The 15,116-nt window shown below is 31.4% G+C and carries 10 protein-coding genes; 2 read left to right on the top strand and 8 right to left on the bottom strand.

Going from position 1 to position 15,116, the window contains the following annotated elements; all coding sequences use genetic code 11:
* Positions 1-60: 60 nt before the first annotated feature.
* The 4 genes from rpsO to tamL form a co-directional block, all read right to left on the bottom strand.
* A complete protein-coding gene (gene rpsO / locus MARIT_RS12710) occupies positions 61-330 on the bottom strand; it encodes a 30S ribosomal protein S15 (RefSeq protein WP_100211697.1) in 270 nt (89 codons plus the stop codon).
* A 350-nt stretch (positions 331-680) separates the two neighbouring features.
* The gene (gene accD, locus MARIT_RS12705; RefSeq protein WP_024742184.1) at positions 681-1,538 is read right to left on the bottom strand and encodes an acetyl-CoA carboxylase, carboxyltransferase subunit beta; all 858 of its coding nucleotides are present in this window, start codon (positions 1,536-1,538) and stop codon (positions 681-683) included.
* Between the two features lie 229 nt (positions 1,539-1,767).
* Positions 1,768-2,835 (bottom strand): class II fructose-bisphosphate aldolase, encoded by a 1,068-nt coding sequence (gene fbaA / locus MARIT_RS12700; protein ID WP_100211696.1) that lies wholly within the window; start codon positions 2,833-2,835, stop codon positions 1,768-1,770.
* A 175-nt stretch (positions 2,836-3,010) separates the two neighbouring features.
* Positions 3,011-5,503 (bottom strand): translocation and assembly module lipoprotein TamL, encoded by a 2,493-nt coding sequence (gene tamL, locus MARIT_RS12695; protein WP_024742186.1) that lies wholly within the window; start codon positions 5,501-5,503, stop codon positions 3,011-3,013.
* 71 nt (positions 5,504-5,574) lie between these two features.
* On the opposite strand from tamL, the gene MARIT_RS12690 reads away from it, so the two are divergent.
* Complete coding sequence (locus MARIT_RS12690) at positions 5,575-6,309, top strand: TrmH family RNA methyltransferase (protein ID WP_024742187.1); 735 nt, start codon at positions 5,575-5,577, stop codon at positions 6,307-6,309.
* On the opposite strand, the gene MARIT_RS12685 is transcribed toward MARIT_RS12690, so the two are convergent.
* A complete protein-coding gene (locus tag MARIT_RS12685) occupies positions 6,306-6,920 on the bottom strand; it encodes a deoxynucleoside kinase (RefSeq protein WP_024742188.1) in 615 nt (204 codons plus the stop codon). The genes MARIT_RS12690 and MARIT_RS12685 overlap by 4 nt on opposite strands.
* 268 nt (positions 6,921-7,188) lie before the next feature.
* Complete coding sequence (locus MARIT_RS12680; protein ID WP_100211695.1) at positions 7,189-10,161, bottom strand: zinc-dependent metalloprotease; 2,973 nt, start codon at positions 10,159-10,161, stop codon at positions 7,189-7,191.
* 88 nt (positions 10,162-10,249) lie between these two features.
* On the opposite strand from MARIT_RS12680, the gene lipB reads away from it, so the two are divergent.
* A complete protein-coding gene (gene lipB, locus MARIT_RS12675) occupies positions 10,250-10,951 on the top strand; it encodes a lipoyl(octanoyl) transferase LipB (RefSeq protein ID WP_024742190.1) in 702 nt (233 codons plus the stop codon).
* 200 nt (positions 10,952-11,151) lie between these two features.
* On the opposite strand, the gene MARIT_RS12670 is transcribed toward lipB, so the two are convergent.
* Together MARIT_RS12670 and MARIT_RS12665 are read right to left on the bottom strand one after the other, a co-directional pair.
* Entirely contained in the window at positions 11,152-13,104 is a 1,953-nt protein-coding gene (locus tag MARIT_RS12670) for a DUF3857 domain-containing protein (RefSeq protein WP_100211694.1), read from the bottom strand.
* Positions 13,104-15,113, bottom strand: coding sequence for a transglutaminase domain-containing protein (locus MARIT_RS12665; RefSeq protein WP_100211693.1), 2,010 nt, complete (start codon positions 15,111-15,113; stop codon positions 13,104-13,106). Before MARIT_RS12665 ends, MARIT_RS12670 begins: the two co-directional genes overlap by 1 nt.
* Positions 15,114-15,116 lie beyond the last annotated feature (3 nt).

Genomic DNA, 15,116 nt, shown 5'->3' with positions numbered 1-15,116 from the left:
AAATAAATTCTTTGTAAAATAAAAAAGAGGCACGTTTGTAGAGCCTCTTTTTTGTAGAAATTATTTTCTAATTCCTAATTCTTTGATTATCGCACGATATCTATTGATATCTTTTTTCTTTAAATAATCTAATAAGCTTCTACGCTTACCAACCATTTTTACTAAAGAGCGCTCTGTGTTAAAATCTTTACGATTCTTTTTTAAGTGTTCTGTTAAATGGTTTATTCTAAAAGTGAATAATGCAATTTGACCTTCTGATGTTCCAGTATCATTTTTTCCTTTACCGTGCTTCTCGAAGATTCCTTCTTTTACTTCTTTAGTTAAATACATTCCAATATTATTTAAATGATTATTATGTATATTGATGAGTTCTCATCAAAGCAACAAATATACAATTATTTTTTGATTGAGAGTCAGATTTTTTCGTCTAAATAGCAAGGAAAGGAAGGTGGTCTGTGATACGTAAATCTTCATGTTATAATGAAAGGAAAAAGAGCATCTAAAAGATAAGAATAGCCATCATAGGAAGCTTTTTTTTGTTTATTGTAATTGAAGAAAGAATAACCATTTTTGTGCGTTTGTACCAAACGATAAGGAACTTAATAAGTTGAATTTTTAATGAGAAAAATAGTGTTAAATAAAAAGAATCAGCATTTTGCTGATTCTTTTACTGTAAGCTGTTAAGCTCTTACAGGTTGATTCTGTATTAAATCAATATAAAGATTAATTTGTTGTTTTAGATCTTTACGTTCGTAGATTCCATCTAAAAACCCATGCTCTAATACAAATTCAGAGCGCTGGAATCCTTCAGGTAAATCTTTACCAGTTGTATCTTTTACTACACGCGGCCCCGCAAAAGCAATTAAGGCATTTGGTTCTGCAATATTGATATCGCCTAACATAGCAAAAGAAGCTGTTGTTCCTCCTGTAGTCGGATCAGTACATAAAGAAATATATGGCAACTTCGCTTCGGCTAACTGCGCTAATTTTGCAGAGGTTTTAACTAATTGCATTAAAGATAGAGAAGCTTCCATCATACGCGCTCCACCAGATTTAGAAATCATTAAAAAAGGTAATTTGTGTTGGATAGCGTAATCAATAGCGCGTGCTATTTTTTCTCCAACAACGCTTCCCATAGAACCTCCAATAAAAGCAAAATCCATAGAAGCAATTACAATATCTTTCCCGTTAGATTTACCAACAGCAGTACGAACAGCGTCTTTTAAATCGGTTTTCTTTTGTGCAGCTTTTAAACGCTCTGGATATTTTTTTGTGTCTTCAAATTTCAAAGGATCTTTTGAAGTTAATTTGGCATCTAATTCCTTGAATTCATTATTATCGAAGAATAATTCAAAATATTCTTTACTTCCAATACGTACATGATACCCGTCTTCTGGGCTTACATAAAGGTTTTTCTTTAGTTCTTCTGTATCAATAATTTTTCCACTAGGAGTTTTATACCAAAGCCCTTTTGGAGTATCTTTCTTGTTTTCTGTAGGGGTATGAATCCCTTTGTCTTTACGTTTAAACCAAGCCATATGTAGTTAGTTTGTATGTTTAATACTCTGTTGTTTGTTTCCTTAATTTTAAAATTAAGGAAGCTACAAATGTAAAAAGTTTTTTATGAACTTCTGTTTTTCTTTTAAATATATCTTTTTGTATTGACAACCATCACTTCGTTTTGGGATATAAAAAAGTACCTTGATTTTCTTTTCAAGGTACTTTTTTAAATAGTTTTTTTGATAAGTTGCTTTTAATAGAGAGCCTTTATAGGGTATTTATGTTATTTAAATCTTCAAAGGCCTTTTTTAATCGAGTTTTAAAAGTAGCTTCTCCTTCTCTTAACCATTTACGAGGATCGTAATATTTTTTATTAGGAAGATCATCTCCTTCAGGATTCCCAATTTGACTTGATACATAGTCTTTTTTAGTTTCCATATAGTCGCGTATTCCTTCTGTGAAAGCATACTGTAAGTCGGTATCAATATTCATCTTAACAACTCCATATCCAATAGCTTCTCTTATTTCTTCTATAGTTGATCCGGAGCCACCATGAAATACAAAATCAATAGTATTATGAGGCACCTTATAGTGTTTTGAAATATATTCTTGCGAATTTTTTAAAATTTTCGGAGTTAACTTTACATTACCAGGTTTGTACACACCGTGAACATTACCAAAGGCAGCTGCAATGGTAAACTGTGGACTTACTTTCATGAGTTCTTCATAAGCGAAAGCCACTTCCTCAGGTTGTGTATATAGTTTAGATACATCTACATCAGAATTATCAACTCCATCTTCTTCTCCTCCTGTAATGCCTAGTTCAATCTCTAAGGTCATTCCCATTTTACTCATTCGAGTTAGGTATTTTTTACAGATTTCGATATTTTCGGCGATAGGTTCTTCTGATAAATCAATCATGTGAGAACTGTACAACGGCTTTCCTGTTTCTTTATAGTGTTGTTCACTAGCATCTAATAGACCATCAATCCAAGGCAATAACTTTTTAGCAGCATGGTCAGTGTGTAATATTACAGGAACCTCATATGCCTCTGCTAGTAAATGAATATGTTTTGCGCCAGCTACAGCTCCAGCAATAGCTGCTTTTTGATGTTCATTAGACAATCCTTTCCCTGCATTAAATTGAGCTCCACCATTTGAAAATTGAATAATAACAGGGGCATTTAACTCTTTGGCAGTTTCTAAAACAGTATTAATAGTATTAGAACCAACAACGTTTACCGCTGGTAAAGCAAAGTTTTTTTCTTTAGCTAATTTGAAAATTTCTTGAACTTCTTTTCTGGTAGCAACACCAGCTTTAATATTATGAGCCATTATAATTATTTTTAATTGAAATTGAATAGTTCAAAAATAAGCATTTTTATACTTTTTGATTGAAAAAATGATAATATCGTTTAAGAAGTTTGAAATTTTGATAGAGATCGAGGAACTGGTGAAATTAAGCAGTTTTTATACTGTAAAAGAGACTAGAGAAACTACTTTGATTTGGTTAAAAAGGATAGTTAATACCAATATTATACACAGCTCTGTTAAAGTTGAAATTTCGAAACCATCTATTAGTATCTTTTAAATAGGGTTCATGTGCTTTTAAGCCAATATCTAAACGAGCAATTAGAAATTTGAAGTCATAGCGGAATCCAAACCCTGTTCCAACAGCCATATCTTTTAAAGAAGAGATATCAGTAAATTTAGAAGGAGCATCTACAAAAGATGAATTCGTAATATCCCAAATATTACCAGCATCAATAAATAGTGCACCTTTTAAGTTATTAATAATATCAAATCGATATTCTAAAGAAGTTAAAAACTTTAAACTTCCAATATTATATTCCAGCCCAGGAGCTCTTGTTCCAGGCCCTAAGTCATAGGTTTGCCACGCTCTAATGTCATTTGATCCTCCTGCAAAATAGCTTTTAGAAAAAGGAATGTTAGATTTTCCATATGGGATAGCTGCTCCTAAAAAGGCTCTATAGCCTAAAGCTGTGTTTTCACTTGTGCTCCAAAATTTCTTGTACTCAATATCTGTTTTAAAATATTGAGCTACTGGAATCTTGAAAACAGTTCTAAGTCCATTGCTATTTGTATGTTTAGAGAATATACCCATTACATTTCCTGAATTTGCAAATCTTAATTTGAAAAAAGAAAAGCTAACATCTTTAATGTTTTCTTGATTGTTATAAGTATATGAGTAAGCTATTTCTGGGATTAAAAAGTTAGAGGTTATAATTCGATAACGATTGAATATGTTTAGATTGGCTCCATACGCTATAGGGTTTTCGGTAATAGAGCTTCTATCCTGAAGCACCTTATTCATAAATGCTACGATTCCATTGGCATTTGACGGGATATTCTCAGGAAGCGTATATTTCGTATCGTAAGCTTTCGCTATTTCTTCAAGCTTACTATATTCAGAATTATAAACAGTAAAGTAATTCTCTATGTTTAGGTTTCTAATATATTGGGCGTTCATTAATTCAAGTTGAATAGATTTTTTCTTGTTGAATTGCCATTTGTAATCAATTCCTACAGTAATATTTTGCTTGTCTAAACCAATATTCTTTTGAATACTTAACCCTGTTGAAAATTTTGTTTTAGGAAACATGCTTTTAGGTACCATTTTATGCAAACCAAAGGGAACCATGAAGCGAGGAACTTCTAGTGATAAGTTTCCTCCGATTTCCCAACCAGGACCATTCCTAGAATTGAAATAAGAACCGAGTACAGAAAACTTAAAGACTTCAGCACCTTTGAAGGTGTTTCTATTTGTTATTGAAAATTTAGCAGAAATATCAAAATTTCTGATATTAGAGCGAGACAATTCTGTTTCAAAACCTAGTGTGTATTTCTCTATAGGGGTCAAGTAAATATCAGCAATTAATTCACTATCATTTAGCTCAGAATATTTAATAGCGGTAGTTTTAAAGTTTCGCAAACCTCGAAGATGTTTACGTGTTAAGTTACTGGTGTAATCACTATAAGTTCCGTTTGGCTTAATGAATATAGATTGAGATAAAAATTTAGGGTTATATGCTAATTTCTTATGAGAAATAAAGCTAATTCCGTTGTGGGAAACAGTATCTAAATAAGGGGAGTTTCTTTCATTATAAGTATAATCAGTGAAAATATTAATTTTTTTTACTTTTTGTATTTTTAATGGTTTGGTGGTATAAACCCCATTATTCCCTTCTACAATTCTATTAGAAATTTCTAAATGAACATCCGTTTTGTGATTGTTGGTACTAGCAGTGTCTATCTCGTAAAAACCGATATAATTTTCTGAAAAATGATAGATTCCGTTATCTCTAAAAAGTTTGGTGAGTCTGTTAGCCTCATTAATGAAATTTTGATTTTTATATTGTTCTCCAGACTTTATAAAAGTTTTGCTTTTTTGAGCATTATATAAAGAATCTAAATCTTTAGAAGCTATGCGTGTAGAGATAGAGTCTATAATTGTAGGAGTTCCTTTGGTTATAAAATAAGAGATCGTTCCTTTTTTATAACCTGTAGCGCTCTTTTTAGATTTGACTTTAGCTCTGAAATATCCTTCGGTTTGATAGTATGTTTGTAAATTCTTAACTGTTTTTTTAGTTTTTTCGTTATCAATGATAACGGGAGCTTGTCCGCTTTTTAAAAACCAGTTATTGACACCAATAAAAGTATTCGCAAGAGCTATACTTTGTTTTTGTGAAAATGATTTTTCAAAAAAATTATAAAGTTTAGGATTTTTATGAGACCATTCGTATGGGTTTTTAGGACCATTGGGTTTTCCAAGATTATAAAAATATAGGGCAAGGGGAAAACCTAAGGTTTTGGAATTAGGGCGTTGAATAATATAGTCTTCTGTATTACTGTTGGTGCTTTTAAGGCTGTCAATGTAAATAATATTTTTAACTAAAAGTTCTTTTCCTTCAGGAACTCTCTTTACAGAGTTACAGGAAATAATCAGAATTAAAAATAAAAAGTAGAAAAAAGGATTTTTCATTAACTTTACGCGTCGCTATAAGTACCAAAAGTAGTATTTTTTAGCGGTATATTTGTGTTAAAAAATATTTAATGAGTTTATCTAAAAATCGTATAAAGCTAATAACAAGTTTACAACAAAAAAAGTACAGGCAAAAGTATCAATTATTTGTAGCAGAAGGAGTCAAGGTTGTAAAGGAGTTATTAGATTCTTCGCTAGCATTAGAAATTCTTTTTATCGTGGATTCTTTTGCTAAGGATTTACCTGTTGATGATATTGATAAAACAGTAATAATTACAGAAGGGGAGTTGAAAAAGATAAGCGCATTAAAAACACCGAATAAGGCTTTAGGAGTATTTAAAATTCCAGAAATAGTTGCTACGAAAACAAAAGGGTTGATTGTTGCTTTAGATGCAGTTAATGATCCAGGTAATTTAGGTACGATTATTCGTTTATGCGATTGGTTTGGAATAGCACAGTTAGTGTGTTCTAAAGATACTGTTGATTGTTACAATCAAAAAGTAGTACAAGCAACAATGGGATCTTTGACAAGAGTGCAGGTCAATTATTTAAATTTGGAAGAATACTTAAAGAAAGCTAATTTGCCTGTTTTTATTGCGGACATGGAAGGTCACAATGTATATGAAACCAAGTTGCCAAAAGAAAGTATTTTAGTTATGGGAAATGAGGCTAATGGGGTATCTTTAAAAATTAAAGAAATAGCAACCCACAAAATAGCGATACCTAGGTTCGGAAAAACGCAAGAAACAGAGAGTTTAAATGTTGCTACGGCTACGGCTATTTTGCTAAGTGAGTTTAGCCGTTAAAAAAGCCCGTTTATTTGAGCGTCAATTCTATCAATAATATAACCTAAGTCTTCTCTATTTTCAACAAAATCTAAATTATCAACATCTATAATTAATAATTTTCCTTTAGTGTAAGTGCTAATCCATGCTTCATAGCGTTCATTGAGTCGGCTTAGGTAGTCAATGCTAATGGAGTTTTCATATTCTCTTCCTCTTTTATGAATTTGCCCAACTAAGGTGGATATATCGGCTCTTAAATAGATTAGTAAATCTGGGGGAGTTACCAAGTTTTCCATCAATTCAAATAAAGAACTATAATTACTATAATCTCTATTAGTCATTAAGCCCATTGCATGTAAATTAGGCGCAAATATGTGGGCATCTTCATAAATGGTCCTGTCTTGAATGATTTTCTTACCTGATTTGCGTAATTCTAATACTTGTCTAAAGCGACTATTTAAGAAATAAACTTGTAGGTTAAAAGACCATCTTTCCATCTCTCCATAAAAATCATCTAAGTATGGATTTTCATTAACGGATTCAAAGTGGGGTTCCCAATTATAGTGCTTAGCTAGCAACTTGGTTAGTGTTGTTTTTCCCGCTCCAATATTTCCTGCAATGGCTACATGCATAGTTCGTGTTTGTAAGATAAATTAATGAAAATAATACGGCGCCAAATGTACATAAAATTTAGAGTTTTGTGAAAGGTAGTAATTCAAATTATAGAGGGAGTTATTGAGGTTTATGAAAAATTATAGTAGCATTTTTAAGAATTTTGAAAAAGAAATGTTAAGGGGGTTTGATATATCAAAAGAATACTACTCGTCTTGAACGATATCATAAAAAAAGGCAAACTTTACAATAAAGTTTGCCTTTTGCTTATTTGTATAAAAAAGGTATTTATTTAATAAGGATCTTTCTTATAGCTTTTTTATTCCCATTACTTATTTGTAACATATATAAACCAGCGTTGACTTTTTCAAAAGTAAGTTGCTTAGAGAAATAAGTCGTAGTATTTTTATATTGCTTTTTAGCAACAAGCCTTCCTCTCAAATCAAATAATTTAAGAGATACTTTTTTAGTATTTATTACTTCAAATTTTAAGTTAAATACGCCCTCAGAAGGATTCGGATATAGCTTAAAATTATTGAAAGGTAAATCGGTGATAGATGCTGTTGCATTTTCTACAACTAAGGTATAGTCTTCTACTTCTCCAGTGAAGTTAGAACTACAAGAAGAAGGGTAAGAAGAAAGCCTAGTTGAAATTCTTAAAATTGTATTTCCAGGAACGGCATTATTAGGAACAGTTATGTTTAAAGGGCTGTTATTCGTGATTTGATCCGTAAAACCAGTTGCTGCACCTAAATCATATGCTTCATCAGCGTCAAATTGGCAATTTTGATTCCAATCGATCCAAGCAGTTGATATGGTAGTTAGAGGTTGAGAGAAACTACTGTAAGTATTTGTTTTAACTTCTAACTGGTATCTTTGTCCGCTTTGAACAGTTGTTGAAATGTTTTTAAAATCACTATAACCACCATTTTTTGCTGATTGATTGTTAATAGTATTGAATTTGACCAAAGTAGTACTGATTCTAGAAGTGTCTCCAGAAGAGCTACATACCTTATCTTTTATAGATAATTTAAGAATAATACTTTTAGTTACAGATTGAGTAGTTGCATTAATTCTAATTTCATAATTACCAGAAGCAACGTCTCCGATATTAGAAATACTACATATAACCGTATCAGAGTTTACTATATTATTTTTACTGAAGTTAACAACAGCTCCATCGGGCACGTTACTAGCACTAAATACAGCTTCTTCAGAAAAGCCGTTAATGGCACTATACTGTAATTCAAAATTTTGAGTATCAGTAGCAGTATTACATACAGTAATATCTCCAGTAATATTTTGTAAAGAGAAATCAGGTAGGTTACTGATAGAAAACCTAGAAGAGATATTGTAGAAAATATTGTCAGCTGCTTCTACCATGATAAAAGCTTGAGATGTATTTGCTATTGCAGGAATATTGATGTCTTCATTACCATCATTATTGGTATTAGCTACTAGTACTGTTGGAAAGGTTGCGCCATTGTCTGTCGAAAGCCTGATATTTACTCTTTGGCAATTGATAGGGTTTTGGTTGGTTTGCCCAACATTCCAAGTCAAGTTAATAGTTGAATTAGGAGCCGAAGTAGAAGGAGTATTTACAGAGAAAGGAGTTGTATTTACAATAGTAACTTTCATATCATCTCTAGCGCTGTTACCACCTCCAGGATGATTATCTCTTACTAAGAATGAAAAATTCATTTCTCTTGCAACAGAAGGAACTACTTCCCATTCAGAAGAAGTGCTACCTAATACTACAGTTTCTAAAGCTGGCATGTATCTGTTAGGAGAAGATGTTGAAGGAAGAGATCTAAACATTGGACCACCTGTATTAGTTGATAGAGGAGGCATTGTAGCAACTTGATTATCCAGTTGTTCCCAGTTATAAGTTAGGTTATTTGGATTGTTAGCATCCGTTCCGATTCCTTTCAAAACAAAAGGAGTAGATTTAGGAATGCTAAAATCAGCACCAGCATTTGCTGTAGGGGCATTGTTTCCTGTGTCAGTAGCAGTAGCGCAGTTAGCAGTTGATTGAATTGTAGCCCACATTTCAGCGATACTTACAGCATGGAAGTGGTCATCACTATTTTGCTGAACATTAGGTCGGCAAATACCTGCATATCCCATTATTGTAGAAGCACTTCCTGGCTCTACAGCAGTACTATTATTTCTATTACAAGAATTGTTTTGCGTATGGTTTGCTCCAAATTGATGTCCCATTTCATGAGAAACATAGTCAATATCATAAGGGTCATTTATAGGTTGAGCTATTCCTGTAACTCCTCTACCTTTAGAACCTGAGCGACATACGACTCCTAAGCCAGCTAATCCACTACCACCAGTACTAAAAATATGCCCAATATCATAATTCGCATCACCAATTTCAGCATCACAAATTGCTTGAGTTTCACCGATCATCGCATTAGATGAACCATCAGTAATATTGTCTGTGTCAGCGTCTAAAAAAATAATTTTATCATTATCAGCAACAATGACCATTCTTACCCCTAAATCTCTTTCATAAACGCCGTTAATTCTAGTCATTGAAGTGTTCATAGCAGACAAAACAGCTGCTTTTTTTACAGCATCAGTAGCTCCAGCAGAAACTCCTTGTCTGTTTAAATGGAATTGAGCATATTCACCACTACAAACGATGGCTAAACGAAAAGTTCTTAATTTTCCATCATTAGCACCTCTAGCAGCTGTATTCTTTTGAAACGCTTTTTCTGAAGCGTCTTCAACAGTACAAGTAAAATCGTCTTTTTTACTAGGTAAGCTACTTTTTTTGTAAGAAATGTATTGTTGCTTATTCTTTGTGTATGGATCTATATACAAAGTGCTATGATTTCCTGAAAAAATAATTGCATGAATCCCATCACTACCAACACTAATCTTGGCAGTAGCAGTAGGGTCATCAATACCCTGAGCTGAATACGATTTTATTGTTGGAAATTTTGCAGCTAATTCAGGAGCTAGATTTGAAGTTTCTTTGACCAAGAATTTAGCGGTATTCCCATGGATAGCGGGTAGCTCAATAATCTTCTTAGAATTTCTAGAAAAATTATTCAACTGTTTTTCAAAAATAGAAGTATTTAAGGAGAAAAGATCATAATTATTAGGGATATTTTTTCTCGCTAAAACTTCATGTTTTGATGCTAAGTTTTCATTAGCATTGATTTTTGTCCAAACACTTTGTGCCTCCATGGATAGAGAAAGCATAAGTATTAGAGCAAAATGTAAAAATGTAATTTTTTTTAACATAAATGAGGGTTTTTGTAAATAGAATAGTTAAAAAGGAGTTAATCCTACATAAAAATCTACAATATATTTTATATTTGTAGCCAAAGTTATGAATAAAAACATATATTTAGAAGAATTATTAAAAAAAGATTACAAGGAAACTTGGGACTATCAATCTGATTTGTTACAAAGTATTATTGACTTGAAAATCAAAAATAGGAGAGAGGGAACAGATATCCCTACCAAGAATTACTTTCTTTTTGTAGAACATCCACATGTATATACTTTGGGTAAAAGTGGAGATATGAGTAACTTACTGCTTAATGAGGAGCAGTTGAGGCAGAAAGGAGCTACTTTCTATAAAATAAATAGAGGAGGAGACATTACTTATCACGGTCCAGGGCAGATTGTAGGATACCCTATTTTGGATTTAGAAAATTTCTTTACGGATATACATAAGTATTTACGTTTGTTAGAAGAAGCTATTATTTTAACAATAGGCGAATATGGTTTAAAGGGAGAAAGAAGTGAAGGAGAAACAGGAGTTTGGTTGGATGTAGGTACTCCTTTTGCTAGAAAAATATGTGCCATGGGAATTCGTACTAGTAGATGGGTAACCATGCATGGTTTTGCATTAAACGTCAATACGAACTTGGGATATTTTGATAATATCATTCCTTGTGGGATAAGAGGAAAAGCAGTTACCTCTATGGAAGCAGAGTTAAGTAGGAAGATTTCAGAGGAGGAGGTAAAATCCAAAATACTGGTACATTTTAAAACGTTATTTGAGGTAGAATCGTTTATCAGTTAAATTAAGAAGCTATATCTTCTCAGTTTATTTCCTTCGCTATAAGCCTAGTATCTGAAGATCAGTATTTGTTTAATGTTATTATAACAATAATAATTTTGAGCGAGGTATTGTTAAAAGTTAAATTATTTTGAAAAAGAAGTTAGAGCAACATAAAAAAGCACCTATAACAGGTGCTTTTTTATGTTGCTAGATAGACTGTTTTAAATTCTTTCTAATTCTATATACTCGTTCTGCTTATCAATCAGTTGTTTGTAAAATTCTTTTAAATAGAAGTATTCATTATTAGAAAACCTTTTTTTATGTAAGATAAATTTAAATATTAACATAATTGTATTCCCTGATGAATTCATTTGATAAATGAATGTACCTCCGTTATTTGGTAAATTTAGTTTTTTAGATTTTGGGAGTTTAGATACTTTATAACCTTTAGGAATTTCAAGAGATAATAAATAGCTGCTATTTCTAGAAAAACCAAAATTAACTGGGTAGTTTCGCTCTTTTAATTTAAAAGGATTTTTATTTTGTTTTTCTAGAAAAAAAGGAAAAATTCTTAATTTATTATTTTGATCTGTATTTTCGAAGTCGATATTAACTTCAAAATTTTCTCGCAAAGATTTATCTAAATCGTATAAGTTTTTATGGGTGTAATTCTCGACTTCTATATGAGGAAATTTAGATTCAAAGTTTTCTAAGTAACTGTTTTCATTGATTGTTTTTAATTCATTTCGTTTTTCAACGGTGTAGTAGCCACTTTTACTTCTATTTATTGTGCCTTTAAAAAAGCCTTCTTCTAATTTTAAGGTAACCATAGTCCTCTTTTTAGAAATGATAGCGGGGCTAAGAGGTATCCAAGAACTTCCTTTTTTAAAATCCATTAGGCGTCCATATTCGTTAAGCGCTTCGAACCTTATCAATCCAAAAGGGAAATTTTTGTTAGTAGCATCTAGTAGGTATTCCTTATCGTTTATAAAAGCTTTTACAATGAGATAATTGAACTCGTCGTAGATAGGATACAACTTAGTTAAAAGCCCCTTACTTCTGGTGGAAGCTAAAATTAATTTACAATTAATATTCGCAGCTTTTAAGCTATTGAATAAAGAAAGGTTAATATCAAATATGTTTCCTATTTTTTCTTGAAAAGCTTTTTTTAGTTTAATTTTTCTAGAAGGCCAGTATTTTTCGTTCCAAGTGAAATGATTTTGAATAAAATGATAGATTTTTTTTGTTCTTTTTAAATTATCCGATTCCGCTAGAATTTCTGAGGGAATATTGTTTTTAAAATAGCTTTTTTTTAAGCTTTGTCTATCAAGAAAGTTATTCTTTAACGCTTTATCTGCATCTTTCCATGTTTTTGTGTATTTTTTGATACGTCCATCTACCTGCGTAAAAGAAATTAGATCAAAGCATAGTCTTGAAATGAAATTCTTTTTACTCAACATATACTCTTCTTCTTTAAAAGCAGGAATGTCATTCATTTCGTATTCTAAATTAGAGCAGTGCCCATTTCCTATACCAGCAACGTAAACGCAATTTTTCTTAATAGTAGGGTTATCAATATCTAGTTTTAGATTCCCGATTATTCGAATATTATACTTCCAGTTTCCTAAAATAGAGGAAGTGTATCTACTTTTTACTTTAGGGATATCGCTTTGAAAATTCCATTCAGGAAGTCTTTGATAAGGAGATGAGATAGAATATACGTATTCAATAACACTACCTTCTTTTATATTAGGTAATGTAAAAGTTACTTCTTTCCAATTTTCATTGATCTGTTTTTCAAAAATACTTTTAGGAGATAAAACAGTTTTATCAATGTTACCATTGTTAAGATTATAGGTAATACCTTCAATTTGATTAATTTTTTCTTTTTTGTATAAAAGAATTGAAACGATAGAGATATCAGAAGCCGCCTTAGTTAAAAGCTTCTTTTTAAAATAATAGTCTGAAACAAAATTATAGTTATTTTTTTCATCAATATAGGTATTGCTATGTTCCAATAAAACAAATGCATTTGCAGTAGTATCTTTTTCGTAAGAGGTTATTTCTAAATCTTTTTTAGAAACTCTTCCTATTTTGGTTGAATTTTTCTTTTGACAGATTCCAATTTTTATAAAGCCTATAAAGAGACAAGCTATTAGTATTTTTTTTTTCATTATTTTTTTGCTAGGATAATTTTTTCTGATTGTTTGTTAGTAAGTTTGTTATAAAACTCTTTTAATATGGGGTAATATTCAGGGCTAATTATAGCAGTATTAAGTTGTAAAATGCTATATGTTTTTATCTTATTTTTATCTTGAGTAACTTGAAATTTTAAGATTCCTTGATTATCAGGAAGAGTAGCAGCTAGTGTTTTAGGTAAACTTTCTATAACATATCCATCAGGTATTTGTACAGTAGTAGAGTTTTGTTCTATCCAAGGAGTTGTAAAATCTACTGGGAACTTACGTTCTTTTAACTTGAAGATATTATTAGTAGTTGCCAAAAAAAGAAGGGGATTTACATATAGTTTACCATTAATATTTTCTACCATATCATCACTAGAAAATTTTAGCAATTGGGCAATAGGCTTACCAAGGTTATATTTGTTTGAAATTTTAAGGTCTTCTATTTCAATATTGTTTTTATTTTCAAGTTTAGAAATAATTTCTTCCTTTTGTAAATGATTGTATTTATTTCTATAATTCAAAGCAAATAAATTAGTGAATTTAGATCTTAATACTCCTTGAATAGATAAATTCTCGTCAATTTTAACATTTAATGTATTTTTCTTAGAAGAATGTAGGAGAGGTGTTAGGTTTATTGGGATTGAACCTCCATTTTTATGGACTAATCTACCTTGCCAGTTGATGGTTCTTGTAGGCAATATATTAGGCTTGCTGTACGGATCAGTAGCATCTAACAATATAAAACCTTGGGGTGTTTTTACTGCTGCAATTACATAGTTAAATCCCTTTAAAGTAGGAAATAGAGGAATACCATTGTCTTTAGTGCTGATTAAAACAGGGTTTGCATCTAAATTAGCTTCTCGTAGCATTGCAACCAACATTAAGTTTATTTCCGCTGCGTTTCCGCTTCCCTCTTTATAGGCTTTTTTTACTCCCTTGTCAACGTATTTGCCCTTGTATTGATTCCATTTTACTTTTGACTTTATAAATTGTAAAATGGAAATGATCTTTTCTAAATCATTTTTTGAGTTTGAAATAACAGGAGCTAAATCTTTTGCAAAATAAGCTGTCTTTTTTAGTTCTTTTCCAAACCTGGAAGATCGATGTATCTTCTTGCTGACATCTTTCCATGTCATAGAAAAGAATTCAGGAGCTGAGTTAGGAAATTTTATGGCTTTAAGCTCAAATGAAATCCCTCCTCTATAATTACCAACGTTATTAACAAAAGGTTCGTCATCTTTTAATGCGGGGATATTGGTTGCGATATATTCAGAAATATTTTTTTTAAATTTAACTTCGTATTTATCTAGTTGTCGTTTTTTTAAATGCTCTAGTTTTCTTAATTCAGACCAATAGAAGGTATCCGTTTTACTACTTCGCAAAGGTTGGACGTAATAAAAACCTTTGGCTAATGGGGTGAATTTGAAGTATTCTGGAATTGAAATTTTAGCATAAAAATTTCTAATAGGTATCTCGTATTGAAATTGAAGATCATCAATATACCTATGGTATGGAGAAATAAGTTTATACTTCAGTTCGATGATAGATCCTATTTTTGCATTAGGAAAAGCAAGTTTTTTAAAGCTATAGAAGCGATTCTTCTTTTCATTAAAAATTTGTTTTCTAGATAGTTTTTCTTTTTCGATTTTCCCATTACTCAAATTAAAGGTGTATCCTTTTATAGCAACTATTTTTTCGTCATCCCCTTTATCGGGTTTATAATATTGAATGATCTGCGTGGCATGTTTTAATCCCTCTTCAGAATATATTTTAAGTCTGAAGCTAAACTCAGTAGTGAGGCTGAATCCTTTACTTTGGGTATAGCTGAAATACGTATTCCTATTTTTATACAAGTAAGCAGCTTTTGCAGTAGTGTCTGAAGGGTAGTATTTCTCTTTCAATTCTTGTTTAGAAACTTTTCCGAATTCATAGTTTTTATCTTGGCCAAAGATAGCCAGATTGATAAACAATATGATTAGCCCAAGTATTCTTTTCATAGT

The sequence above is a fragment of the Tenacibaculum maritimum NCIMB 2154 genome (assembly GCF_900119795.1).
Taxonomy (GTDB): Bacteria; Bacteroidota; Bacteroidia; order Flavobacteriales; family Flavobacteriaceae; genus Polaribacter; species Polaribacter maritimus.
The sequence above is the reverse complement of the archived record's forward strand: the minus strand, read 5'-3'. Positions and strand labels throughout refer to the sequence as shown.